The organism is Paenarthrobacter sp. TYUT067, from assembly GCF_023656375.1.
GTDB lineage: Bacteria > Actinomycetota > Actinomycetes > Actinomycetales > Micrococcaceae > Arthrobacter.
The window spans coordinates 196,499-220,407 of sequence record NZ_JAMOIT010000001.1; the positions used below are offsets into that span (position 1 = coordinate 196,499).

21 protein-coding genes are annotated in these 23,909 nt (G+C 63.9%); 13 read left to right on the forward strand and 8 right to left on the reverse strand.

The annotated features are described in order from the left end of the window. Positions 1-3: 3 nt before the first annotated feature. Together MOD31_RS00860 and MOD31_RS00865 are read right to left on the reverse strand one after the other, a co-directional pair. Positions 4-1,269 carry an acyl-CoA dehydrogenase family protein gene (locus tag MOD31_RS00860; protein WP_374206953.1) on the reverse strand — a complete coding sequence of 422 codons (1,266 nt, stop codon included), beginning with the start codon at positions 1,267-1,269 and terminating at the stop codon, positions 4-6. After that, the gene (locus MOD31_RS00865; RefSeq protein ID WP_166843147.1) at positions 1,266-2,063 is read right to left on the reverse strand and encodes an SDR family NAD(P)-dependent oxidoreductase; all 798 of its coding nucleotides are present in this window, start codon (positions 2,061-2,063) and stop codon (positions 1,266-1,268) included. Before MOD31_RS00865 ends, MOD31_RS00860 begins: the two co-directional genes overlap by 4 nt. A 91-nt stretch (positions 2,064-2,154) precedes the next feature. On the opposite strand from MOD31_RS00865, the gene MOD31_RS00870 reads away from it, so the two are divergent. The 4 genes from MOD31_RS00870 to MOD31_RS00885 all read left to right on the forward strand — a co-directional run bounded on the left by MOD31_RS00870 (position 2,155) and on the right by MOD31_RS00885 (position 7,333). Next, positions 2,155-3,339 (forward strand): glycoside hydrolase family 76 protein, encoded by a 1,185-nt coding sequence (locus MOD31_RS00870; RefSeq protein ID WP_250819618.1) that lies wholly within the window; start codon positions 2,155-2,157, stop codon positions 3,337-3,339. Between the two features lie 175 nt (positions 3,340-3,514). Continuing rightward, positions 3,515-4,564, forward strand: a complete 1,050-nt coding sequence (locus MOD31_RS00875; RefSeq protein WP_250819619.1) for an iron ABC transporter substrate-binding protein — start codon at positions 3,515-3,517, stop codon at positions 4,562-4,564. Positions 4,565-4,568: 4 nt separating this feature from the next. Further along, complete coding sequence (locus tag MOD31_RS00880; protein ID WP_187697055.1) at positions 4,569-6,170, forward strand: iron ABC transporter permease; 1,602 nt, start codon at positions 4,569-4,571, stop codon at positions 6,168-6,170. Further along, a complete protein-coding gene (locus tag MOD31_RS00885) occupies positions 6,167-7,333 on the forward strand; it encodes an ABC transporter ATP-binding protein (protein ID WP_187697056.1) in 1,167 nt (388 codons plus the stop codon). The genes MOD31_RS00880 and MOD31_RS00885 overlap by 4 nt, the downstream gene beginning before the upstream one ends. A gap of 13 nt (positions 7,334-7,346) precedes the next feature. On the opposite strand, the gene MOD31_RS00890 is transcribed toward MOD31_RS00885, so the two are convergent. Next, a complete protein-coding gene (locus MOD31_RS00890; protein ID WP_223941762.1) occupies positions 7,347-7,940 on the reverse strand; it encodes a YdeI family protein in 594 nt (197 codons plus the stop codon). A 43-nt stretch (positions 7,941-7,983) separates the two neighbouring features. Here MOD31_RS00890 and MOD31_RS00895 point away from each other — a divergent pair, with 43 nt between their 5' ends. Next, positions 7,984-8,682: a hypothetical protein gene (locus MOD31_RS00895; protein ID WP_223941761.1), complete on the forward strand. Its 699-nt coding sequence runs from the start codon at positions 7,984-7,986 to the stop codon at positions 8,680-8,682. On the opposite strand, the gene MOD31_RS00900 is transcribed toward MOD31_RS00895, so the two are convergent. The 5 genes from MOD31_RS00900 to MOD31_RS00920 are packed head-to-tail and all read right to left on the reverse strand — an operon-like array spanning position 8,679 to position 16,018. Then, entirely contained in the window at positions 8,679-9,935 is a 1,257-nt protein-coding gene (locus tag MOD31_RS00900) for a M20 family metallo-hydrolase (RefSeq protein WP_250819620.1), read from the reverse strand. The genes MOD31_RS00895 and MOD31_RS00900 overlap by 4 nt on opposite strands. Positions 9,936-9,943: 8 nt before the next feature. Further along, positions 9,944-11,647, reverse strand: a complete 1,704-nt coding sequence (locus tag MOD31_RS00905) for an amidohydrolase (RefSeq protein WP_250819621.1) — start codon at positions 11,645-11,647, stop codon at positions 9,944-9,946. 8 nt (positions 11,648-11,655) lie between these two features. Next, positions 11,656-13,053: a gamma-aminobutyraldehyde dehydrogenase gene (locus tag MOD31_RS00910; protein ID WP_250819622.1), complete on the reverse strand. Its 1,398-nt coding sequence runs from the start codon at positions 13,051-13,053 to the stop codon at positions 11,656-11,658. A 14-nt stretch (positions 13,054-13,067) separates the two neighbouring features. Continuing rightward, entirely contained in the window at positions 13,068-14,690 is a 1,623-nt protein-coding gene (locus tag MOD31_RS00915) for a thiamine pyrophosphate-dependent enzyme (protein ID WP_250819623.1), read from the reverse strand. Then, complete coding sequence (locus MOD31_RS00920; RefSeq protein ID WP_250819624.1) at positions 14,687-16,018, reverse strand: MFS transporter; 1,332 nt, start codon at positions 16,016-16,018, stop codon at positions 14,687-14,689. Before MOD31_RS00920 ends, MOD31_RS00915 begins: the two co-directional genes overlap by 4 nt. A 136-nt stretch (positions 16,019-16,154) precedes the next feature. Here MOD31_RS00920 and MOD31_RS00925 point away from each other — a divergent pair, with 136 nt between their 5' ends. From MOD31_RS00925 to tgt, 8 genes are all read left to right on the forward strand, one after another. Continuing rightward, entirely contained in the window at positions 16,155-17,366 is a 1,212-nt protein-coding gene (locus MOD31_RS00925; RefSeq protein WP_142936685.1) for a CdaR family transcriptional regulator, read from the forward strand. Between the two features lie 305 nt (positions 17,367-17,671). Continuing rightward, positions 17,672-19,039, forward strand: a complete 1,368-nt coding sequence (locus tag MOD31_RS00930; protein ID WP_162520262.1) for an MFS transporter — start codon at positions 17,672-17,674, stop codon at positions 19,037-19,039. Continuing rightward, on the forward strand, positions 19,036-19,443 hold the full coding sequence (locus MOD31_RS00935) for a RidA family protein (RefSeq protein ID WP_166843139.1): 408 nt from the start codon (positions 19,036-19,038) through the stop codon (positions 19,441-19,443). The genes MOD31_RS00930 and MOD31_RS00935 overlap by 4 nt, the downstream gene beginning before the upstream one ends. Further along, positions 19,440-20,048 carry an RraA family protein gene (locus MOD31_RS00940; protein ID WP_142936687.1) on the forward strand — a complete coding sequence of 203 codons (609 nt, stop codon included), beginning with the start codon at positions 19,440-19,442 and terminating at the stop codon, positions 20,046-20,048. The genes MOD31_RS00935 and MOD31_RS00940 overlap by 4 nt, the downstream gene beginning before the upstream one ends. 77 nt (positions 20,049-20,125) lie before the next feature. After that, positions 20,126-20,665 carry an NUDIX hydrolase family protein gene (locus MOD31_RS00945; protein WP_024819523.1) on the forward strand — a complete coding sequence of 180 codons (540 nt, stop codon included), beginning with the start codon at positions 20,126-20,128 and terminating at the stop codon, positions 20,663-20,665. Positions 20,666-20,738: 73 nt separating this feature from the next. Next, a complete protein-coding gene (locus tag MOD31_RS00950; RefSeq protein ID WP_250819625.1) occupies positions 20,739-21,776 on the forward strand; it encodes a DUF6707 family protein in 1,038 nt (345 codons plus the stop codon). A 60-nt stretch (positions 21,777-21,836) separates the two neighbouring features. Then, positions 21,837-22,547, forward strand: a complete 711-nt coding sequence (locus tag MOD31_RS00955; protein ID WP_142936689.1) for an SRPBCC domain-containing protein — start codon at positions 21,837-21,839, stop codon at positions 22,545-22,547. Between the two features lie 47 nt (positions 22,548-22,594). Beyond that, the gene (gene tgt, locus MOD31_RS00960) at positions 22,595-23,905 is read left to right on the forward strand and encodes a tRNA guanosine(34) transglycosylase Tgt (RefSeq protein WP_250819626.1); all 1,311 of its coding nucleotides are present in this window, start codon (positions 22,595-22,597) and stop codon (positions 23,903-23,905) included. The last annotated feature ends 4 nt before the right edge of the window (positions 23,906-23,909 follow it).

Genomic DNA, 23,909 nt, shown 5'->3' on the forward strand with positions numbered 1-23,909 from the left:
GTTCTAGGTGATGGCTGAAACCCCTGTCACCGCACGGCCTACGATCAGGGAGTTGATTTCGTAGGAGCCTTCATAGGTGTAGATTGCCTCGGCATCAGCGAAGATCTTGGCTATGCGGTAGTCGGTGACGATTCCGTTCCCGCCCAGGATGGACCGGCCCATGGCCACGGTCTCCCGCATCCTGGCACTGCAATAGGCCTTTGCGAGCGCCACCTGCGCCATGTCGGCCCCTCCGTGGCGCACCCCTTGGGCGTCCGTGAAGATGTCCTCCTGCAGCTGCGCTATGCGAACCATCATTCCCATACTGGCAACCGCGTTGCCGAGCATATCCACCAGGTGTTGTTGGATGAGCTGGAACTTGGCCAACGGTTTGCCGAATTGGAAGCGTTCGACGGCGTACTGCCGGGCGACGTCGAAGGCTGCCAATTGTTGGCCTACTGCTTGCCAGGCCACCATGATCCGGGACCCTCGGAGGAGGTGGTTGGTGTCCGCGAAGCTGCTGATGCCGGCGAAGCGATCGGTTTCAGCTACCTCGACGTCCTCAAAGACGATGTCGGCGTTCTGCACCGTCCGCAGGGCAATCTTGTTTTCTATGCGGCTACGGGTGATGCCGGGCAGGGTCGCGTCGACGATGAAGGCACGCACTGCTCCGTCTGTTTCGTCCTTGGCCCACACCAGCATGTAGTCGCAGAACGTCCCGTTGCCAATCCAGCGTTTGGCGCCGTTGATCACCCAGTAATCGCCGCCGTCGGAGTCTGGTCGTTCAACACGGCGGGCGGTGGTCTCCATCCCACCGGCGACGTCGGACCCGTGGTTCGGCTCTGTGAGCGCGAAGGCCCCTGTGGTGCGAAGGTTGGAGGCGTCGTCGAGGTAGCGGTCCTGTTGATGATCACTGCCGAAGTCGTAGAGCGATTCGACGAAGAGATCGTGATGGACCATGAAGAAGGTGGCGATCGAGGTGTCGACGCGGGTCATCTCAGCGATCACAAGCCCGGCAAACAGGTGTGTGTATCCTCGCTGGGCGGGGGCGCTGAGCCGGAGGGCCGCGAGTTTGGGGAGGATGTGTTCCGGGAACTCCGCTTTCTCCCACCATCGCCCGGCGTAGGGGGCGATCTCGGAGGCCAGGAATGCCCGGAGTTCGTTGAGTTTACGCTGTTCCTGGACACTGAGCAGCGATTCGAAGTCGAAGAAGTCAGCAGTGGGAAGGTCGGCTACGGAGGGCCGAGCGGACCCAACTAACCCCGGAGCGCCGCTGTAGTCGCCCATCATTTGAGGCCCATGCGGATGGCGCCGTCGAGCCGGATGGTTTCCCCGTTGAGCATGGCGTTCTCCACGATGTGGGCGGCCAGGTTTGCGTATTCCGCGGCACGGCCCAGACGGGCGGGATGCGGAACCTGCTGTCCAAGGGATTCCTGGGCCGATTGGGGAAGTCCGGCCATCATGGGTGTTTCAAAGATTCCGGGCGCAATGGTGGCCACCCGGATCAGTGAACGGGCGAATTCTCGTGCCAGGGGCAGCGTCATGGCTGCTACGGCGCCCTTGGATGCGGCGTAGGCGGGCTGGCCGATCTGGCCTTCGAAGGCGGCGACGGACGCGGTGTTGATGATGACGCCGCGCTCGGGCCCACCCAGTTCCGTGGAGATGGGCTGGGTTTCCACCATGGCTGCGGCGGCCAATCGAATCACGTTAAAGGTGCCCACGAGGTTGATCTGGATGACCTTGTTGAAGGTTTCCAGCGGCAGCACGCCATCACGGCCAAGGACTTTTCCGGGTGTGGCTATGCCTGCGCAGTTGACCACGATCCGGAGCGGCCCCAAAGCAACAGCGGCGTCGACGGCGGCCTGGACTTGGGATTCGTTGGTGACGTCTGCGGGAGCAAAGACCGCCCGCTCCCCTGCACCCGTCGCCGAGGCGTTGAGCTCGGCCGCGTAGGACTCGCCGGCTGACTGTGGCAGATCCACCAACACCACCGAGGCCCCGGCGTCGAACAGTCGTTTGGCGGTGGCAGCGCCCAAACCTGACGCGCCACCAGTAATCAGTGCAACCGTGCCCTTGATGTCCATTCATCCTCCTTGTTGCAGACCCAAATCCGTTAATGCATGTTAACTGGAATTGTGGCCCGGTGCACACTATCGGCCCCGCTAGGCTAATGACATGTCCAGCCAGATCCAGCCAGCCGGGATTCCAGCACCCTCCGCCGACGCCACCGAATGGGCCAGGCGTGCCAATCAGGCTGCGCGGTCCGTGACCCGAAGCTTTGGCAGGCGCCTCCTTTTCCTGCCCGGCACCCACATCGGTGCGGTGACCTTGCCCAGCGACACCCTCAGGAGCCTCTCCGGCCCTTGGCATTACTGGTGGCAAGCGCACTACGTTGACTGCCTGGTGGATGCGGGCCGCCGCGAGCTGGCGGGCAAAACAAAGTTCGACGGCGACTCCCGCCCGAGCGCCGGACGGCTCGCCTCGCGGCTGGTCACCACCATCCGCTTGCGGAATCTCCTGAGATTCGTGAACGACTACTACGACGACATGGCGTGGCTGGCCCTGGCCACGCTGCGTTTGGAGAAGCTGGCCGAGGAGACCAAGAAGCCTGGCCGCAGGAGGAACGCCTATGTTCAAAAGTGCTTGACCTTGCAGTTCGATTCGGCCTGCACAGACCACCTTGGAGGTGGCACCTTCTGGAGCACCAAACGGGACTTCAAGAACACTCCGGCCACAGCTCCGGTGTCCCTGTACTACGCCCGGACCGGCCATACCGAGCGTGCACAGCACTTGGTGAACTGGCTAAACAGCAAGCTCCTTCACCCGGAACGGGGTCTATATCAGGATGGGCTGCGGATCAGTAACGGCGAGGTGGTGGTTGATGGGGCCATTTACACCTACAACCAGGGCCCGGTGCTGGGTGCGCTGCTGGAACTGGGCGGCGAAGAGAATCTGCGCAGGGCGGCACTTTTGGTGGACGCCGTGGAACGTGAGCTCACACTGCCCGGCACGCGAGTGATCCGCGGCGACGGCACGGGCGATGGCGGCCTTTTCACCGGCATCCTGCTCCGCTACCTGGCACTGGCCGCGCGGGACGTCAGGCTTTCAGCCACTACCCGCGAAAAGGCGGCGTCTTTGGTTTACGGCACGGCAGAGGCCTTCTGGGCGGGCCGCCGTGTAAGTACGGGCAGTGCCGGCAAGGGCACACCTGCGATCGTGTTCTCCTTCGAGCCCCAGCGGCCGGCGAGCGAAACATATCCGGTGGGCGCCGCCGTCGAACTTTCCACGCAGCTGCAAGGGTGGATGGCGCTTGAGGCGGCGGCGAGCATTACAAGCAACGCGAGCAGTCCCGGCAATTAGGGCACGCAACACTTCCGTAATTCAGGTGATCCTCGTCACTTAATGCCGTTTCGGCTTCATAGCAAAGGTATGGCTAACCTACGCTTTTCACAGCGGGCTCCCCAACCTACCCGCCAGCACGGACCCAAGGCATTGTCCTAGCACTGCCGTGCTTGTTCCCAGAAAGTAGCCCTCCATGAAGCTCCCCAAAAACGCTCTGGCCGGAATCGCACTTCTCGCCACCGCCGCTCTTGGCCTTTCCGCCTGCGGCTCCAACGCCACCACCGCACCGAATTCCTCCGAATCCGCGGCCGCCGGCGATGGCATCACGGTCTACAACGCTCAGCACGAGAGCCTGACCAAGGAATGGATCGACGCCTTCACCAAGGAGACCGGCATCAAGGTCACCCTGCGCCAGGGCTCTGACACCGAGATGTCCAACCAGATTGTTCAGGAAGGCGCGGCCTCACCGGCGGACGTCTTCCTCACCGAAAACTCCCCTGCAATGGCGCAGGTGGAAAATGCGGGTCTGTTCGCAGACGTCGACAAAGCCACCATCGACCAGGTTCCGGCCGAGTTCCGCCCGTCCACCGGCAAGTGGACCGGGATCGCAGCCCGCTCCACCGTCCTGGTATATGACAAGAACAAGATCAGCGAAGACCAGTTGCCCACGTCCATGCTGGATCTGGCAAAGCCCGAATGGAAGGGTAAGTGGGCCGCTTCGCCGTCGGGCGCTGACTTCCAGGCCATCGTCTCGGCTCTCCTTGAACTCAAGGGCGAGGCCGCAACCGAAGAATGGCTCAAGGGCATGAAGGAAAACTTCAAGGCTTACAAGGGCAACAGCACCGCCATGAAGGCCGTCAACGCCGGCGAAGTAGACGCGGCGCTGATCTACCACTACTACTATTACGGCGACCAGGCCAAGACCGGCGAGAACTCCAAGAACGTCACGCCGAACTACTTCAAGAACCAGGACCCGGGCGCGTTCGTGTCCGTATCCGGTGGCGGCGTCCTCAAGTCTTCCAAGAAGGCAGCCGACGCCCAGGCGTTCCTGAAGTTCATCACAGGCAAGGCCGGCCAGGAGATCCTCAAGACCGGAACCTCCTTTGAGTACGCCATCGCCTCAGAGGTTGATGCCAATGAAAAGCTTGTTCCCATCAAGGACCTGCAGGCACCCACGGTGGATCCCGCCAAGCTGAACTCCACCAAGGTCACCGATCTGATGACCAAGGCAGGACTCCTGTAATTCTGTGACCACTGATCTATCGGCTCCCGACGTTCCACGTTCAGAGGGAAGCACGACGACGGCGGGCCGGGGCAAGCGCCCCCGCCCGCCTTTCGGCGTTTCCACGGTGTCCTTGCTGGCGGTGCTGATAGCGCTGTTTTCGCTGCTTCCGCTGGGCTATGTCCTGTACATGACAGCAGCGACCGGCTGGGACACCGCCGTCGATCTGATCGTGCGTCCCCGCGTGGGCGAGCTGCTGCTGAACACGGTTTTGTTGATGATCTTTACCGTGCCCCTATGCTTGGTGCTCGGCGTGGGCGGGGCGTGGCTGGTGGAGCGAACCAGGCTCCGCGGACACCGCTGGTGGGCGGTGCTATTGGCCGCTCCTTTGGCTATACCTGCGTTCGTCAACAGCTACTCCTGGGTGTCCGCTGTCCCTTCCTTGGAGGGGCTCTGGTCCGGGGTGCTGATTGCCACGTTGTCCTATTTCCCGTTGGTCTACATCCCCGCAGCGGCGACGCTTGGCCGTTTGGACCCCGCCATTGAGCAGTCCGCGGCATCGTTGGGCCTGGGTTCCTGGGCCGTGTTCCTCCGCGTTGTCCTACCGCAGCTGCGCATCGCCATGACGGGCGGCGCCTTGCTGGTGGCCCTGCATTTGTTGGCTGAGTACGGTGCTTTCGCGATGATCCGCTTTGATACGTTCACCACGGCGATCATGGTCCAATTCCAGTCCACCTTCAACGGGACCGCAGGCAACATGCTGGCCAGCGTTCTGGTGTTCCTGTGTTTGCTCCTGCTGCTGGCCGAAGTAAAGAGCCGGGGCACTGCCCGCTATGCCCGGATCGGCTCCGGCGCGCAGGCAAAGGCTATCCGCTTGCCCCTGGGTGGCTATCAAGTGCCTGCCCAGCTCGCTCTGCTGGCCCTCACGGTCCTAGCCTTCGGGCTGCCGCTCTGGTTTGTGCTGAAGTGGGTGATGGCGGGCGGTTCTGACGTGTGGGCGGCTGATGAGTTCATCCCGGCACTCTCGCAAACCCTCATCTATGGGGCAGCGGGTGCACTGGTCACCACAGTGGTGGCATTCCCCATGGCTTACCTGGCCGTCCGGCACCCGAGCTGGTTCTCCAAGATGCTGGAACTGTCCAACTACGTCACCAGTTCGCTGCCGGGAATCGTGGTGGGCCTGGCCTTCGTCACCGTCAGCATCCGCGTGGTCCCCGGGGTTTACCAGACTGCGGGGGTTCTGATTGCGGCGTACGTCCTGCTGTTCCTTCCGCGGGCTTTGGTGAACATCCGTGCCGGCTTGGCACAGGCCCCCAAAGAACTCGATGAGGCCGCGCAGTCCTTGGGCAAAACGCCTTTGGCATCCTTCTTCAAAGTGACGTTGCGGCTCACCGCGCCGGCAGCTGCCGGCGGGGCTGCGTTGGTCTTCCTGGCCATAGTCAACGAGCTGACAGCCACCCTGCTACTCTCACCCAACGGTACGCGCACCCTGGCCACGGAATTTTGGAGCAAGAGCAGCGAGATCGACTACGCCGGCGCCGCACCCTACGCGTTGCTGATGATCCTGCTGTCAGCCCCCATGACATACCTTCTTTTCCAACAGTCCAAGAAAGTAGCCGGACAGTGACCGAACAATCTCCTTCCAGGCTTCCGGCGCCCCGCGTGGCCCCCTCGGTGGCTCCCACTACGAATGCGCATCTGGATATTCGGGAGGTCACCAAGAACTTCGGCTCCCAGGCGGTGCTGAAGGGCGTAAACCTCTCTGTGGCCAAAGGCGGGACCACTGCGATCGTGGGTCCTTCCGGTTCAGGCAAGACCACGCTGTTGCGGTTGATCGCGGGCTTTGAGCATCCGGACACCGGTTCCATCAGCCTGAACGGTTCCCGGGTGGCCGGAGAAGGCGACTGGGTGCCTGCGCACAAACGGCAGGTAGGGTACGTCGCCCAGGACGGCGCGCTCTTTCCACACTTGACGGTGGGTCAGAACGTCGCGTTCGGCTTGGATTCGGGAAAGCTCGACGGCGGTCGCGGTGCCGTGAGGTCGCGGGTTTCGGAACTGCTTGAGATGGTGTCCTTGGATGCGTCCATGGCCAAGCGCCGGCCGCACCAGTTATCCGGCGGTCAGCAGCAGCGGGTCGCCTTGGCCCGGGCGTTGGCCAGGGAACCTGAACTCATGCTCCTTGACGAACCGTTTTCAGCGCTCGATGCCGGACTTCGGGTAGCCACCCGCAGGGCCGTAGCCAAGGTGCTCAGTGCTGCCGGTGTGACCACCATCCTGGTGACCCACGATCAAGCTGAAGCGCTCTCCTTCGCTGACCAGGTGGCCATCATGCGCGGCGGCAAGCTGGCCCAGATCGGTAACCCTTTTGTGGTTTACACCCGGCCGGCGGATCGCGCCACGGCTGAATTCCTTGGCGATGCCGTGATTCTTGATGCCTGGATGGAGGGCTCCCTGGCCACGTGCTCACTGGGTGGAATCCCGGTCCGTCGACCCCCAGCCCAAGGGAAAGTCCAACTCATGCTCAGGCCCGAGCAAATCCGCATCGCACCCGATGGGCCCATCCGCGGAGTGGTGGTGGACACCGATTACTTCGGGCCGGAAACCACTGTTCGCATCAAGCTGGGTGAGTACACGGCCCCCGACGGCGGCGCCTCGGGCAACAGCCACCGCTATCCGGGCGGCGGCGAGATCATCACCATCAGGCACTGGAACGCTTCGATCACCAAACCCGGCACTGAATTGTGCCTGCGCGTGGTGGGCGAAGGGGTGGCGTTTCCTTCCGAGGCCTGACCGGCCTGCTGGATTACGTCGGCCGCTTTTTCTGGGGGTACGGGGTTTCATGGCGGGCCAGCATCTCCACGAAACCAGCGATTTTGCGCGCCCGGGTCTCTGCCCGTTTGACACCGTTGGTGCGGTGGATCAGGGCGAAGCGGTTCTGTGACGTCAGGACATCGAACATAGCCTGCGCCTCCGGGACTGCGGCGATCGCTGCCGCGAGATCGTCCGGAACCACCGAATCCGCCGGGCCCGCGTATGCAGCTTCCCACCGTCCGTCAGCTTTCGCGGCCTCAACCACGGCACGTCCGGCGTCGGTCATCCTGCCCTCGGACTCCAGACGGGCAATGTGCCCCACATTCCGCACTGACCAGATGCTTTTGCGGCCGCGGGGCGTCATCCGCTGGAAGTAGCTTTGGTCGTCGCGCCTCTTCACCTGACCGTCGATCCACCCAAAGCACAGGGCCTCGTCCAACGCGGCGTCATAGTCCAACTCCGTGACGTTACCGCCCTTCTTGTGCAGGATCAGCCACACGCCGGGGCTGTCTGTGGCATTCGCGGAAAGCCAGGCACGCCACGCGGCGCCGTCTTTGACAAGGAGTTCCTCAAGTTCATTGGGCATGGATTCAGCATAGGCTTTGATGAGGACCCACCCAGGAGGACCAATGTTGCGAGCCCGCCCCACCCACTACACCTCACGCCCCGAACAGTGGGCCACGCTGCTGATGGCCCTCGGTTTGGTGAAGACGGTGGACGACGGCGACTGGCGGGAGTTCGACGCCGGTTCGGGTCGCCTGGCGGTGGGCTCAGTAGTCCACGCACACCCCTTGGACGGCTCCACGGTTTTTGGGGTGGAGGTAGGGAACCTGGAGGAGTTCGCGCGCCGCACCGAGGAAGCCGGCACTCAAGCGGAAATCCACGAAGGTCATGAGGAAACCACCGTGCAGATCTCATCCGATGACGGCTTTGAGTTCTTCGCCTTCCCTGCGCAACGGGCAGCGGATGGCACGTGGGCCGCCTCGGACGAGGCCGACCCAGGGCTGACAGTGGTGGCTACCTGGGTCAGCCCTTTAGTGGGCATTGCCGCCACCGCCTTGCGGAACACCGGCGCCCGGCCGCGCACTGAGGACGACGAATCAGCCACGTTCACCACCAAGAACGGCGGAATCCTTCGCATCATTCATGGCGCGGATGCCACTAACGGGGACCTCGCGTTTGAGTACGACGGCGATCTGGAACCACTGTTGTCCCGCCTCAAAGATGCAGACATTGAGGCCAGGATCGATGAGGACGTCCTGTACGTCGCCAACCCGGACGCCGTGAGTGGCGCGGCCCCGGCGTCCATCGTGGTGGTGGCTGTTTAGTCCTCCAGCGCCCCGTCACACAGGCGGCCGACCACCTCGGTAAGCATGGTGAGCCCGGCCACGATGTCCTCATCCGTGGTGTATTCGTGCTCATTGTGGGAGATGCCATCCACGCTGGGCACGAAGAGCATCACCGTGGGAACCAGGTCCTTCATATTCGTGGAGTCATGCCCGGCGAGGGTCATGACTTCCTTGTTGGACAACCCGAGGTCCGCGGCAACCTTGGCCGCGAGTTCCACGCCTTCGGGCTGGTACGGGGTGACGGCCCAGGAGTGTGAGTGGTGCTTCTCAACGGACACGTTGGCAAGCCGTTCGATCTCCGAGATTCGGGCGTGCAGCAGGGCGTCGGCCTCGGCCAGGACGGCTTCGTCGGCGCTGCGCAGGTCCAGCAGCAGGTTCACGCGGGACGGCACCACCACGGGCGAATTTGGGTAGACGTTGAGCTGACCCACCGAGGTGTGCAGCACTCCGGGGAAGCGGTCGGCGAGTTCACGTGCGGCAACCACCAGCATGGACGCCCCAAGAAGGGCGTCTTTGCGGTCGGCAATCACCGTGGAACCGGTGTGTGCTTGCTCGCCGTGGACCACGAACTCGTACTTGTTCGCTGCCCAGTTGGAGCTGACCAGGCCGATGGTGATGCCCTCGCGCTCCATGCTGCGGCCCTGTTCGATGTGGATCTCGGCGCAATATGCAGCCTCCGGCCCCTCAAACGTCCCGCGGCAGCCGATCGCGTCCAAGGCATCACGCACGGTGACTCCGGCGGCGTCCTGGGTATTGAGTGCGTCCTCGAGATCCAGCTTGCCGGTGTAGACGGAGGAGCCCATCATGGACGGCTTGAAGCGGCTGCCTTCCTCGTTGAACCAGTTGACGACGGCGAGGTTGAACTTGGGTGCCTCGGCGCCGGCTTCCCAACGGGCTGCAAGGCGGAACGCGGCGTGGGCCGCGGCGAGGACGCCATAAGCGCCGTCGTAACGTCCCGCCGTCGGCTGTGAATCCATGTGCGAGCCCACCACCACGAACGGCGCACCTGGCACGGCTTCGTAGAGGCCCCACTGGTTGCCGGTGTGGTCGAACTTCACCGTGAAGCCGTGCTCCTCCAAGAGACCGGCGAGCCAGCGGCGCTGTTCGCCGTCGGGAATGGTTGCGGCTTGGCGGTCCACGCCGCCGTTCGCCGTGGCACCGAAGGCGCTCATGGTCCGGAAGTCCTGCACGAAAGCGGTGTCCTGGTTGGTGAAACTTGTGGTGGTTGTCATGGTCTCCCCTATGAGTGGGCCGCGAACGAACTTTCACGGGAAAGTTCAGCGTTGAAGCCGGTTGATTGATAGGTAAATCGGCCTCCGACGGCGGTGGCCAGGACGTGAAGTTCGCTGATGTCCAGTGCCGTCAAAGGTGAGGCAGAAAGGACGGTGAAGTCGGCCAATTTGCCAGCTGAAAGGGTGCCCTTCTTGCCCAGGGACCCTGTGGCTGCCGCGGCTCCGCTGGTGTAAGCGGCGAGGGCCTGCTGCGGAGTGAGGCGTTCGGCCGGGTTCCCGAAGACGGCCCCGGACCCGGTCCGGCGGTCCACGAACGCCTGCATGCCGCGGAGCACGTTTCCGTCGGCGACCGGCCGGTCCGAGCTTCCCGCGAGCACCACTCCGGCTTCCAGGAAACTGGCTGCCCGGTAGGCCCACGGCAAGCGGTCCGGCCCGAGGGACGCGGTCATCCCGTCACCGCCTTCGCGGAAGAAGCTTGCCTGGGGTGTCACGGCAATTCCTGCGTCCGCGAGCCTTGCCAGCTGCTCAGGGCGCGTCATGGAGGCGTGCTCGATCCTGTTGGGCAAGCGGCGCTGCCCATACTGAGCCTGGCAATCCGTGATGATGTCCACCGCGAGGTCCACGGCCCTGTCACCGATGGCGTGGGCTGCGATGGACCACCCGGCGGCGTAGGCGGCTTCGATGCGTTCCCGCAGCTGGGCGGGGTCCGCTTGGAAGTAGCCAACGTTGCCGCGGTTGTCCTTGTGGCCGTGGCTGCAGAACTCGTGGCTCACGGCTGCGGTTTCGCCCAGAAGTGAGCCATCCAGGAAAACCTTTGCCGGGCCCAGGGACAAGTAGTCATTCCCGAATCCGCTGGTGATGCCAAGATCCAGCCCGGCCGGGGCCGCACCGGGACTGTCAGATGCATGCCCGCCCAACCCGTGCAGCACATCCAGCACCGGCATGACCTGGGCACGGGCATGCAACCGGCCGTGGGCGGAGGCGCTCTGGTAGGCGGCAAGCTCGGCCGGGCTGTGCCCGATCCACCCGCCGCCCACCCCGGCCTCAGTGAAACTCGTGATGCCCTCGGAGGCGTAGAACAGCGTGGCCCTCTCAAGGGCGGCCTCGATGTCCTCCAACGAATACGGCAGGATCAGCTGCTGGATCAGTTCCTGGGCCGTCTCTTGGACCAGCCCCGTGGGATGTCCCGCCGCGTCGCGGACGATCGCTCCGCCGTCGGGATCCGGGAACGACGGCGACTCGGCACCTGCCAGCCGCAGCGCGGCGGTGTTGACCACGGCCATATGCCCGGAGTTGTGCCGCATGAACAGCGGCCGCTCCCCCGTGATGCGGTCCAGCTCGGCGATGTCCGGGAAGGCCCCGCCGTGCTGGGTCTGGCTGAAGCCGGTAGCGAAAAGCCAGCCCACGCCGTCGATCCCCGAGTGAGTAACAGCACCGCGGAGAAGCTCATACAGCTCCTCCAGGCCGCGGGCACCGGACACGTCCAGCTCCGCCAGGCCCAGCCCGAACCACGTGGTGTGGCAGTGGGCATCGATGAAGCCTGGAGTGACGGTGGCACCGCCAAGGTCCAGGACCTCAACGGCGTCCAAACCATCAAGGTCCTCGTCCAGGCCCACGATGCGCCCCTTCCATATGCCCAGCGAACTGGCCACCGGGTGGTCCGGATCCATGGTGATGATGTCTGCGTTCCGCAGGAGGAGGTCTAGTTTCATGTCAGGTTCTAGCGGTGGGAGGTGGTGACGGACTTGATGCGCGTGTAGTCCTCAAGTCCATAGACAGAGAGGTCCTTGCCCGTACCCGAATGCTTGAATCCGCCGTGCGGTGCTTCGGCCGGGATCACCTGGTGGCAGTTGATCCAGACGGCTCCGAAGTCCAGCTCCATGGACACACGAGTGACCACGCCGTGGTTCTCGGACCACACGCTGGATGCCAGGGCGTACCTGGTGCCGTTGGCGAGTTCGATCGCTTCCTCCTCGGTGGCGAACGGCTGAACGGTCAGCACGGGGCCGAAGATTTCGTCGCACACTACCTCGTCTGTCTGGAAGACGCCGTCGATCACCGTCGGCTCAAAGTGGAAGCCTGTCCCGGTGCGCTTGCCGCCGGCGAGGACGCGGGCGTTGGCAGGCAGGCGGGACATGAAGCCCTCCACCCGATCCAACTGCGCGGCACTATTGAGTGGACCGAGGTCCGATCCCACTTTCAAAGCAGCAGCGGCGTCAGCCAGGGCAGCCGCGAACTCCGTATGAATATCCTGGTGGACCAGGACGCGGGTCACCGCAGTACAGTCCTGCCCGGCGTTGAAGAACGCAGCCAGGGCGATTTCGCTGGCGGTCCGCTGGATATCGACGTCGGCAAACACCACAGCGGGCGCCTTGCCGCCCAGCTCCAGGTGGACATCCTTGAGGGTTTTGGACGCCGCGGACATGACCTGCGCACCGGCCCGGGTGGAGCCCGTAATGGAGACCATCTCCGGGATGTCATGCTCCACCATCGCGGCACCGGCCTCGCGGCCGCCGCACACGATGTTCACTACGCCTGCCGGGTAAACCTGCTGTGCCAGCTCACCCAGGACCAGGGTGGACCAGGGGGTGGTGTCGGCAGGCTTGAGGACCAAGGTGTTGCCCGCAGCCAGGGCCGGACCAATCTTCCAGATGGCCATCATGAACGGGTAGTTCCACGGCGTAATCTGGGCCACCACACCAATGGGTTCGCGCCTGATGGTGGAAGAGAAACCCTCCACGTATTCGGTCTGGGCCGTACCGGAAACCACCCGGCATGCCCCGGCGAAGAAGCGCAGTTGGTCCGCGCCGCGCAGGATTTCAAGCTCTTTGGTGAGTGCGGCAGGCTTTCCGGTGCAGGCCACCTCAGCCTCGAGCAGACGGTCAACGTTCGCCTCGATGAGGTCGGCCAGCTGCAACAGCAGCGACTGGCGCGTTCCCGGCGTCGTGCGCTTGTAGCTCTTGAAAGCTGCGGCAGCGGCCTGGAAGGCGGCGTCGACGGCGGCAGCGTCACTGTCCGGCGCGGTGCCGATCTGCTGGCCCGTGGCGGGGTCGAAGAACGGCAGGCTGGCCGCGGCGTCCACGGACTCGCCGTTGATGATGTTCTGAAGCTGGATCACGGTAAGGGCTCCGGTCAGTTGGTTGAAGTCTTGGGGGAACGCGTGGTGGGGTCCTGCGGCAAGTGCAACAGGGCCGGGAGGCCGGAGTCGACGGCGCGGCGGAACGCGGCCGCGAAGTCTTCCGTTCGCTCCACCCGCTCGCCGTAGCCGCCGTAGGAACGGGCGAGTGCGGCGAAGTCCGGGTTGGTCATGTGCGTACCTGAGGGCCGGTCCGGGTAATGCGCTTCCTGATGTTCGCGGATGGTGGCGAAGATGCCGTTGTCCACCACCAAGACGATGAACGCGGCGCCGTAGCCCATGGCCGTGGCGATTTCCTGGCCGTTCATCATGAAGCAGCCGTCGCCGGCCACGGAAATGACCTGACGGCCGGGATATGCCAGCGAGGCTGCCACGGCTGCGGGAATGCCCATGCCCATGGCCCCGTTGCGCGGAGCGGCCAAGGAGTTGGCCGAGTTGTGGCCCAGGTACCGGGCGGGCCACAGGGCGTGGTTTCCCGCACCGAAGGTGAGGACGGCGTCGTCGGCCATTTCCTTTGTGAGGACCTCCATGGCGACGCCCAGGTCCCCACCGATACCGCCGTCGGGCCGGGGCGTGGAGAAGGTGAGCTGCTCGGCGCGGGCGCTGGCGAACCAGCCTTCCTGGCGTTCGCCAGCCGCATGAGTGCCAGCCAACGCGGTGGCGAACGCGGCGACGTCCGCGATGATGTGCTGGTCCACCCGGCCGAAGTGGCCCAGGAGGTTTGCGTCGGCGTTGACCACGACGGTCTCGGCGTCGAGTCCGCGTTTGTAGCCATCGGAGAGGACGTCGCCGCGGACACAGCCCACAAAAACGAGCAGATCGGCGTCGTCCAGGCGCTGGGCGTTGGCGTCGCTGCGGCCGTAGCCCAAGTAGCCGGCGTAGGCGTCACTGCGGTGGGGAACGGCGTCGTAAGCCCTGAAATCGGCAACCACCGGGACGCTGTGTCGGCTCGCCCAGGCGGCCAGCTGCTCGCCGGACTCCTGGGTCCAGCCTTCACCGCCGACGACGGCCAGCGGCTTGCGTGCCTTCTCCAGCTTCTGGGTCAGCTCAGCCAGCTCCGCGGGGGCCGGCTCTGGACGGGCAATCCTGCGGGGTTCGACGGTGGCGTTCTCCACCACATGCACCAGCACGTCCTCCGGCAGGCCGATCACCACGGGTCCGGGGCGTCCGCTGAGGGCGGTGAAGATGGCGTCGTCCACCACGCGGGCGGCGGAAGCTGCGTCGTCGAGCGTCACTACTTTCTTGGCTGTGCTGCCGAACCAGGCGTTGATGTCGAACTCCTGGAACGACTCGCGGCCACGGTCGGCCACCGGGATCAGGCCGACGAACAGGATCAGCGGAGTGGCATCCTGGTAGGCGGTGTGTATGGCGATGAAGGCATTGGCTGCGCCCGGGCCACGGGTCACCATGGCGATGCCGGGAAGCTCAGTGAGGCGGCCTTCGGCCAGTGCCATGAATCCGGCGCCGCCTTCCTGGCGGGCCACCACGTTCTGGATCGGCGAACCGTGCAGGCCATCCAGGACGTCGAGGAAGCTCTCACCCGGCACGGTGTAGACGCGCTTGACGCCTGCCCGTTCCAGTTGGCCAACAATCAAGTGGCCGGCAGTGGTTGTGCTCAATGCTTCATTCCTTCTTCTTCGATGGAAAGGGCGGGGAGGAACAGGCCGGAAAGTGCCGTCAGTGCGGACACGACCAGCAGGATGATGGCGCCGGGCCAGAAGGAGTTGTTGGCGGCCACCAGCGCGGTGGCGATCAGCGGCACGAAGCCGGAGATAACGCCCGCAGTGTTGGAAGTGATGGCGACGCCGGTGTAGCGGACCTTCGTGGCGAACAGGGCAGTCAGCGCGGTGCCGGAGACGGCGTATGGGATGGAGAGGACAGCAACGCCGATCATCATGCCTAGGACCACCAGGACGGGGTTGCGGGAGTCGATGGCCAGGAAAACGGGAACTGCGATAGCGGCCGAGGCAACACCGCCCCACAGGATGACCTTACTGGCGCCGAACTTTTCGCCGAGCCGCCCGGCCCAGATGAGGGCGCCGATCTCAAGTGCTGCAGCCAACAGGGTGCCCAAGAGCAGGAGTTCGGAGGGCAGCTTGAGCACCTTGGTGCCGTAGAAGACCACAAAGCTGGTGATGAGGTAGAAGCCACCGATGCCGAGCAGCGCCGAGCACATGCCCACCAGGATCTGGCGCCAGCTGTTCTTCAGAACTCCACGGATGGGAGCATGTTCGGTCTCACCGGACTCCATGAGGGCTTCGAATTCGGGTGATTCGCTCAGGCGGCTGCGGATCCAGAGTGAGATTGCCAGCAGCGGGATCGCGGCGATGAACGGGATGCGCCAGCCCCACGCGTCAAAGTTGCTCTGACCCACCAGGAACAACATGCCGAAGAAGCCACCGGAAGAAAGGATGGTACCGATCGGGGAACCGATCTGCGGCAGGGCCGCGTAGCGTGCACGCTTCTCCACAGGAGCGTTTTCGACGGCGATGATCACCGCGCCGCTCCACTCACCGCCGACTGCGAGGCCCTGAACGATGCGCAGGGCCACCAGAAGAATAGGCGCCGCCAGGCCGATGGTCATGTAGTTCGGAAGCAGACCGATGAGGCCGGTGACAATGCCGATACCCACGATGGTGACCATGAGGATCTTCTTGCGACCCACCTTGTCACCCAGGGCGCCGAAGATGAAACCACCGATGGGGCGGGCCACGAAGCCGACGGCCAAGGTAGCGAAGGATCCCATGGCTGCGACAAAAGGGTCTTGGGAAACGAAGAACTGTGCGTTGAACACCAGCGCAGCAGCTGTGGTGAACAGGAAGAAGTCGTACCATTCCAGCGCAGTACCCACCAGGGCCGCGAGGGCCACCTTCTTGGTGACGCTTTCATCGACGACGCGTGCTGCCTTGGGACTGGTGTCCGTGGCTCCGCTGACCGTGCTTGCCATTGTTGCTCCATGAGTGCGAACGGGACCGGACCTTGGGGATGCCCGGGCAAATTTGTGTGACTCAATCCATAGTGCCAGTAGTTTTTCCCAAAATGACTAGCAATCCATCACGGAAACATGGCGCTAGAATGTGTGAATGCACAATTCCGAGACATCCGGGCACGCCGTTCGTTGGACTGAACTGGTGGATCAGCTTGAAGGCCGGCTGGACACCCTGGCCCAAGCCTTCACCACGAGGGTCCGCGAGATCCCCGAGTACGGCGAAAGCCAGGTGACGGTCCTGGAAATCCAGGAGACCGCACGGGAGACATTCCGGCGGCTAATCAGCGGCTTGAGGAATGGCAGGACGGACAGCCGTGATGGCCTGCTCGACTTCGCTTCCGACCTTGGATCCAAGCGCGCAAGGGCCGGCATTCCGCCGGAGTCCCTCACCTCTGCGGTCCGGTTGGACTTCAGCATTCTCTGGGCCGAGCTGCTGGAGATCGCCCACACCGAGGACGCCGCGTTGCTGGCCACACGGGTGGACCAGGTATGGAGTGTGGTGGACGAATTCGCCACCCGGACGCACACGAGCTACCTGACCGAGCGCGTCAGGATGGCCCAGGAAGAATCAAGCATTCAGCGCGAGTTCATTGCCCGCCTCTTCAACCAGAGCACCCCCTCGCAGGAAACCTCCGCGCAAGTGGCTTCGGCTTTGGGCATCAATCCTGAATCACGCTTCGCCTTGGTAGCGGCCAGCGGTGAACCTGGTGCACGGCTGCGGGCAGCAACGTCCCAGTTCGGATCAGGACAGCACTCCCGGCAGCGGCTGTTCCTCCATGAGTCGGGCGGCAACACGTATGTCTTCTGGGCTCTGCCTGCCACCCGGACCCGCGGTCCGGAACCCCGGGGCGAGACGCGCAGCCCGGAACCCGACAGCCAGCAGCTGCCACCCGGCGTCGTGAACGTCCCCTGCGGCTACGTGCCTGAGGTCCTTGGACTGCGCGCACTTCCCGGAGCGGCCCGCACCGCTGAAAGCCTGGCGGCGCTGCTTCGCCCCCGCGACGCCGGCCCGCTGTCGGCCGATTCGGCCTGGGCCCGGCTGGCCCAGCAGAACCTGCAGGACGCCGGCCTCGACCTTGCCGCCGAACTCGAAGAGGCTTTGGCGGAGTGCCGGGGCGGCGAGCGCGAACGCCTGCTGGAGACGGTCCGGAACTATCTGGCCACCGGCAATGTCACAGTTACCTCCGAGCAATTGTTTTGCCACCGCAACACCATTCTTAACAGGCTCAATCGATTCCAGGAACTGACGGGAATCGATCTCGCTGTTCCCGCGAAGACGGCCCGGCTGGTAGTGGCCTGGGCATGACCGGCCGCTGCCGCGTTGCTACCTGACCCTGTTTTCCGGCGGCGAGGGTGAAAAGTGACCGGAAAGGGTTGATCTCGACCCGGCTGGGGCCAAAATGAGGTCACCAAGCCACGGCGGCAGGCAGGCAGGCCCCACCAGGAGGCCCGTCGTCGGGAATTCCGTGCCCCGTGGCTTCGGTGTGTGTTTTCACATTCCCGGGCCAGTTTTGATGGGAGTTATGCCATTGATGGTGTGATCGGGCACACACCATAGTTGTAGCTACCTTGCACCGGACATTCGTCCCCGCACCGCATCCGGAGAATCAGATGGCCCATACGGTAGATACTGCCTCCGCATCATCGTCCAGGCTTGACCTGGCAAAGATGCGCAAGATTGCCCTCGCCAGCGTTATTGGCACCACCGTCGAGTGGTACGACCTTTTCGTCTTCGGGACGGCGTCGGCCCTTGTCTTCAACAAGATCTTCTTCCCCAGCTTTGATCCGATCGTCGGCACCATGCTGGCCTTCGGTACGTTCGCTTCCGCCTACATTGCCCGCATGGTGGGCGCCATCATCTTCGGCCACTTCGGTGACCGATTGGGCCGCAAGTCCATGCTGCTGGTTTCCCTCCTGACCATGGGAGCGGCTACCTTCGCCATCGGCCTGCTGCCCGACTACAACAGCATCGGCATCATGGCGCCACTTCTGTTGCTCTTCCTCCGTGTCATCCAAGGCCTGGCCCTCGGCGGCGAATGGGGCGGTGCCGTGCTCATGACAGTTGAACACGCGCCCCCTACCCGGCGCGGCTTCTACGGTTCACTGGTACAGGTGGGGGTTCCCGCCGGCACCCTGATTGCGAACGTAGCCTTCCTGATTGTTGCCTCCACGGTCAGCACCGAAGCCCTCTATTCATGGGGCTGGCGCATCCCGTTCCTGGCCTCAGTCCTCCTTGTCACTGTGGGCATCTACATCCGCCTGCACATCGAGGAAACTCCGTCGTTCCAGGCAGTCAAGACCGCCGGCGCCAAGGCGAAAATGCCGTTCGCTGCGCTGATGGCCAAGTATTGGAAGCAGGTTGTCCTCGGCGGCGTCGCAACCCTGTCCACGGGCAGCACGTTCACCCTGCTGGTAGCCTCCGGCGTCTCCTACGGCAAGAAGGAACTCGGCCACTCCGAGAGCCTGATGCTCTGGGTGGTGCTGGCTTCCTGCGTCCTGGGGCTGTTCCTCATCCCGTTCTTCGGAAAGCTATCGGACAAGTTCGGGCGCAAGCCCATCATCTTCGCCGGTGTAGCTGCCGAGGCCGCCCTCGCGTTCCCGATGTTCTGGCTCATGGACACCAAGTCGGTGGCACTGCTGTTCGTGGCCTACCTGGCCATGATGACCGCGTTCTGCGCCAACTACGGACCCATCGCCACCTTCCTGGCCGAGCTCTTCGGGTCCAAGGTCCGCTACTCCGGCCTGTCGGTGGCCTACATGCTGTCCGGCCTCCTAGGCAGCGCCGCCACCCCGTTCGTCACTACCTGGTTGTTGGGCATGACGGGGCAGAGCTCCTCGATCGCCTGGTACATCATGGCCGCGGCCGGACTGTCCTTGGTTGCACTCTTCCTACTGACCGAGACCCGGTACGGCAACATCGACGCCGTCGATGAGGCACCGGCGTCCGCTGGCTCCACGGAAGCCGCGGCAGCGCGGTGACCGTCACCACCATCGGGCGCCTGGCCGGTATCCCCGGCCAGGCGCCCGCCGTCGGGCCTTTTTCCCCGGCGGTCATTGCGAACGGTTTTGTGTTCACCTCCGGCCAGATACCGGCCATCACTGGACTGGATGATCAGCCGGAGACCTTCGAAGAACAAGTCCGGCAAACCATCCAGAACCTCGACGGCGTCTTGGAAGCCGCAGGATCCAGCCTGGAGCACGTGGTCAAGGTCAACACCTACTTGACCAGCCAGGACCAACTTGAGGAGTACAACCGCGTGTACGCGGAGTACTTCGGCACCGCCAAACCGGCCCGGACCACCGTGTGCGTGAGCCTGTGGGGCGTGTCCTTGGAAATCGAATGCGTAGCTGTCCTTGCGCAGAAAGCGGAGGTAACCCCGTGAGTCCAACACTCCTGAAGGACCTGACCGACGTCAGCTACCCGACCATCGGCCACTTCCTCGAGGACGGATTCGTCTCCCCCGCTATCCAGTCCCTGCATGCAAACGTGAAAATAGCCGGACCTGCCGTCACAGTCCGAATCGCGGACCACGATGCCATCGCCATGAACCACGCACTCCTGGCACTCCGGCCGGGCGACGTCCTGGTGGTGGACATGCTCGGAGACCACCATCATGCGCCCGTGGGGGCCGTCACGGCAGCCGCGGCACTCGCACAAGGTGCTGCCGCCGTCGTGGTTGATGGCATGGCCACTGACGTTCTGGAACTGCGGCAGACAGGTCTGCCGGTGTTTGCCCGCGGGACATCGTGCCTCACTACCAAACGGCTCCATGGCACAGGTTCCGCCGTCAATGTCCCTGTGCGCTGCGGAGGGACAGAGGTCAACCCCGGCGACCTGGTGCTCGGAGACGACAACGGACTGATTGTTCTTTCACCGGAAACTGCCCGGGATGTCCTGGAAAGAGCGCTGCAATCGGACGCCGCGGAGCCCGCCATCCTTGCCCGCATAGCATCCGGGGAACCGCTCGAGTCGATCCTGGCCCTCTAATACTGCCGAGAGCGTAACCACGCAGCCACGGCAGCGCCGCCAAGGAAGTTCGGCGGGTGATGCGGTAGAACTTAACCATGAGCGTACGTACACCCGACCCGTATCCAGGCTGGCTTTCTGACGAAGACCTCTTCGAAGCCCGCGGCCGACTCCCCATGGTCTATGTGGAGGCCGTTCCGGTCAGGCTGGATCCGCTCGGCTATGTCAATGAGGTGGGCACACTCCTGCAGGGCGACGCCGACGGAAACATGGTCCGCTACCTCGTCTCCGGCCGCGTTCTGTACCGCGAAACCATCCGCGCAGCACTGCTGCGGCACATGGAAAAGGACCTCGGCCCCTTGGCCTTCCCGCAGCTGCCCATCAGCCCCGTTCCTTTCACGGTGGCCGAGTACTTCCCTGCCCCGTCACAGACCGGTTTCACGGATGACCGCCAGCACGCCGTCTCGCTGGCCTACGTCATCCCCGTCACCGGTGAATGTGAACCGCGCCAGGACGCCCTGGAACTGACGTGGATGACGCCCCAAGAGGTGCTGAGCGAGAACGTCCAGCAGGAATTCGACGGCGGCCGCGGGAACCTCGTGCGGCAGGCACTGGCTTTCTCGGGCATCGTTCTCTAGCGGGTCCCGGCCCTTGCGCCGGCTGGTCTTTGTAGACTGGACGGCGGACCCCACGAGAACCAAAGGACTTCCGATGACTCACAGCCCAGCCACACAGCAGTACAGAGAAAAGCAGGCTGGGGACCTGCAGCCCGGGGATTTTGTGTTCCCGCCCGGGGATGGCCCGGCCGAGGAAATCGTCGCCCTTGAGGTGCAAAACGACGATTACGGCGTAGCAGCGCTGCTGCTGGTAACAATGGTGGACGGCGGCACGGTGCGGATCGCTACAGGGTCCAGTGTTCCTGTGGGCGACGGTGTTCCGGCCGACTCCGGCGCAGACTCAAGCGCCTCGGACTCCTCCGCCGACGCAGCCCTGAACGCCACCACCGCTTCCGAGTCCGGCCACTCCCGCACCAGCACCCCCGCGGAAGGCGACGCCCAAGCGCAAGCCGGAGCCGCCGTCGTCGTGCCTCCCCGCCCGGAGACCCCACCAACGTACACCGGCCCCACCGCCGAGGAGCTTGCGCTCATTCCGGAGCCCGACGGCACACCCGAAGCCGTGGTCCGTGCCGCGGCCGCCAACCACAAGGGCAAGAACGGCGTGCAGGTCCTGGCGGAACGGCTGGCGAAGGGCATCAACACGAAATCCGGGAGCTGCCTCCGGGACCTCAGTGATCTTGCCTTCGACCTGTGCATCGTGCTGCGCGATCCGGACCACGCCCTGGCCGTGGCCGATCTGCTGAACGTGCTGCCCTTTGACGGCAACCTGGACCGCTGGGCCTCGATCGAACGGGCGCTGGCGCTGTCCAGTTTCATATGCCGCGAAGCCGGCCAATCCGAGCGCGCCGCTGTGTACGAGAAACTGCTGCGTGCGCCCGAGTCCCAGGAAGAAGACCCCTTCAAGGCCCGGATCAACGCCCGCGTGCGCCAGCGCTCACTCAACGAACCCAACCTGTATGACAAGGAAATCTTCCGCGCGATCGACAATGGGAATCGTGAGGCCGAGCGCGAATGGCGGTTCCTCCGGCTTGAAGCGCTGATGTTCCTGCGCGCCCACGGGGGCTCCAAGACCATCGGCGAGGAAGAGCTGGCCCGGCGGATCGGCAACGAACTGGAATCGGTCCGCGCCTAACTGTCATTGGGGGCTGTCAAGACCTGTTATGTGGGCGCCAACGACGGTAGATTCGGGTCCATGACGAACAATCTGAGCGTTGTGGTTAATGCCGACGCGCAGCAGGTTTGGACAATGCTGCGCGAACCGTCGCTGGTGGCTCAATGGCACGGCTGGGAAGCTGACGATCTCACCGACGAAATCAAACAAATTTACTTCAACACCGATGTGGTGGAGGGGCCCGATCACACAAGCCTGACCGTCAACGGCGGTGACATTTTTGAGCTCCACCCGGTCTCCGGAGGCACCGAAGTGAAGGTCACCCGGGCCGCCCTGGACCACAATTCGGAATGGGCGGACTGGGACGAGGACATCACCCAGGGCTGGCTCACGTTCCTGCACCAGCTGCGTTTCGCCTTGGAACGGCACCCCCACGGGCACCGCAGGACGCACTTCCTGTCCCTGCCCGGCAAAGGCGGGCCTGCGATCGAAAAATTGGGGCTCGGTGATCTTCCGCCCGTTGGGGAGGAATACTCACTCACGCTTGCCACCGGCGAGAAGATCTCCGGCAAGGTGTGGTTCAAGAGCCGGCACCAAGTGGGCCTCACCGTTCACAGCTACGCCGAGCACGGGGACGGGCTACTGATCGTGGCCGAGCAACTGCCCATTCCGGAGAAAAGGCCCGACGGCGGCTCCATGGTGATTGCCTCCACTTACGATTTGGGGGCCCACACTTTGGCGGACATCCGGTCCTCGTGGGACAACTGGAAAGCTGAGAAGTACGGGTCCTAGGGTTTGTCCGGCGGGTTACTCACGGTAGAGCTGGCACACTTGGAAGCGTGCCAGCTTCCTCATCTGCCCCTGCATCTTCCCCTGCGCTGCCCGGTTTGTCCCGCCGGCAATCCGAGTTCTCCTTTTCGGTGGGCCAGCGCCTGACCGAGACGTGCTCGCCGTCGGACGCCCAGATAGCCGCCAACGGCGGTTCTTTCCTGGGCCGCACCGGAACCATCACCACGCCGCACGGAACCATTCAGACGCCCGCGTTCATCGCCGTCGGAACCAAAGCCACGGTCAAAGCCGTACTGCCCGAGTCCGTTGCGGACCTTGGCGCGCAGGCCGTGCTGGCCAACGCGTACCACCTGTACCTGCAGCCGGGAGCGGAAATCCTGGACGCCGCGGGCGGACTGGGTGCCTTCATGAACTGGTCCGGGCCGACCTTCACCGACTCCGGCGGATTCCAGGTGATGAGCCTGGGCTCGGGGTTCAAGAAGGTCATCGATATGAAGAATGTGGACAGCTCCGGGCCTGATGACGCTGTGGCTCCGGGCAAGGAACGGCTGGCACACATTGACGACGACGGCGTCTGGTTCAAGTCGCACCTCAACGGGGACCGGCACCGCTTCTCCCCTGAGATTTCCATGCAGGTACAGCACCAGATCGGCGCGGACATCATGTTCGCCTTCGACGAGCTGACCACGCTGCAGAATTCGCGGGCCTACCAAGAGGAGTCGCTGGAACGGACCCGGTTGTGGGCGCTGCGGTGCCTGGAGGAGCATGCTTCCCTAACCGCCTCCCGCGAGGGCAAGCCGTACCAGGCCCTGTTCGGGGTGATCCAGGGAGCCCAGTATGAGGACCTGCGCCGCAAGGCATGCCAGGACCTCGGCGCCATGCCCTTTGACGGGTACGGGATCGGCGGTGCGCTGGAGAAGGAGAACCTGGGCACTATTGTGCGTTGGTGCAATGAGGAATTGCCGGAGAACAAGCCACGGCACCTGCTGGGCATCTCCGAGCCGGACGATATCTTCACGGCAATCGAGAACGGCGCCGACACTTTTGACTGCGTCTCCCCCACCCGTGTGGCCAGGAATTCCGCGTTCTACACGCCCTTTGGCCGGTTCAACCTGTCCGGGGCTAAGTACAAGGCCGATTTCGGACCACTGCAGGATGGCTGCGACTGCTACACGTGCGTGAACTACTCGCGCGCCTACATCCATCACCTGTTCAAGGCCAAGGAAATGCTCTCGGCAACGCTGATCTCCATCCACAACGAGCGCTTCGTGGTGAAGATGGTGGACGACGCCCGCCTGGCCATCGAATCCGGGGAGTTCTTCGAGTTCAAGGCGGAGACCCTGGGCCGGTACTACTCCTAGCCGC

Coding starts and splice junctions, on each gene's coding strand:
- MOD31_RS00950 (WP_250819625.1), top strand. CDS start 20,739: ATGACTCACAGCCCAGCCACACAGCAGTACAGAGAAAAGCAGGCTGGG.
- MOD31_RS00875 (WP_250819619.1), top strand. CDS start 3,515: ATGAAGCTCCCCAAAAACGCTCTGGCCGGAATCGCACTTCTCGCCACC.
- MOD31_RS00895 (WP_223941761.1), top strand. CDS start 7,984: ATGTTGCGAGCCCGCCCCACCCACTACACCTCACGCCCCGAACAGTGG.
- MOD31_RS00930 (WP_162520262.1), top strand. CDS start 17,672: ATGGCCCATACGGTAGATACTGCCTCCGCATCATCGTCCAGGCTTGAC.
- MOD31_RS00905 (WP_250819621.1), bottom strand. CDS start 11,647: ATGAAACTAGACCTCCTCCTGCGGAACGCAGACATCATCACCATGGAT.
- MOD31_RS00945 (WP_024819523.1), top strand. CDS start 20,126: ATGAGCGTACGTACACCCGACCCGTATCCAGGCTGGCTTTCTGACGAA.
- MOD31_RS00890 (WP_223941762.1), bottom strand. CDS start 7,940: ATGCCCAATGAACTTGAGGAACTCCTTGTCAAAGACGGCGCCGCGTGG.
- MOD31_RS00870 (WP_250819618.1), top strand. CDS start 2,155: ATGTCCAGCCAGATCCAGCCAGCCGGGATTCCAGCACCCTCCGCCGAC.
- MOD31_RS00920 (WP_250819624.1), bottom strand. CDS start 16,018: ATGGCAAGCACGGTCAGCGGAGCCACGGACACCAGTCCCAAGGCAGCA.
- MOD31_RS00900 (WP_250819620.1), bottom strand. CDS start 9,935: ATGACAACCACCACAAGTTTCACCAACCAGGACACCGCTTTCGTGCAG.
- MOD31_RS00865 (WP_166843147.1), bottom strand. CDS start 2,063: ATGGACATCAAGGGCACGGTTGCACTGATTACTGGTGGCGCGTCAGGT.
- MOD31_RS00955 (WP_142936689.1), top strand. CDS start 21,837: ATGACGAACAATCTGAGCGTTGTGGTTAATGCCGACGCGCAGCAGGTT.
- MOD31_RS00860 (WP_374206953.1), bottom strand. CDS start 1,269: ATGATGGGCGACTACAGCGGCGCTCCGGGGTTAGTTGGGTCCGCTCGG.
- MOD31_RS00925 (WP_142936685.1), top strand. CDS start 16,155: ATGCACAATTCCGAGACATCCGGGCACGCCGTTCGTTGGACTGAACTG.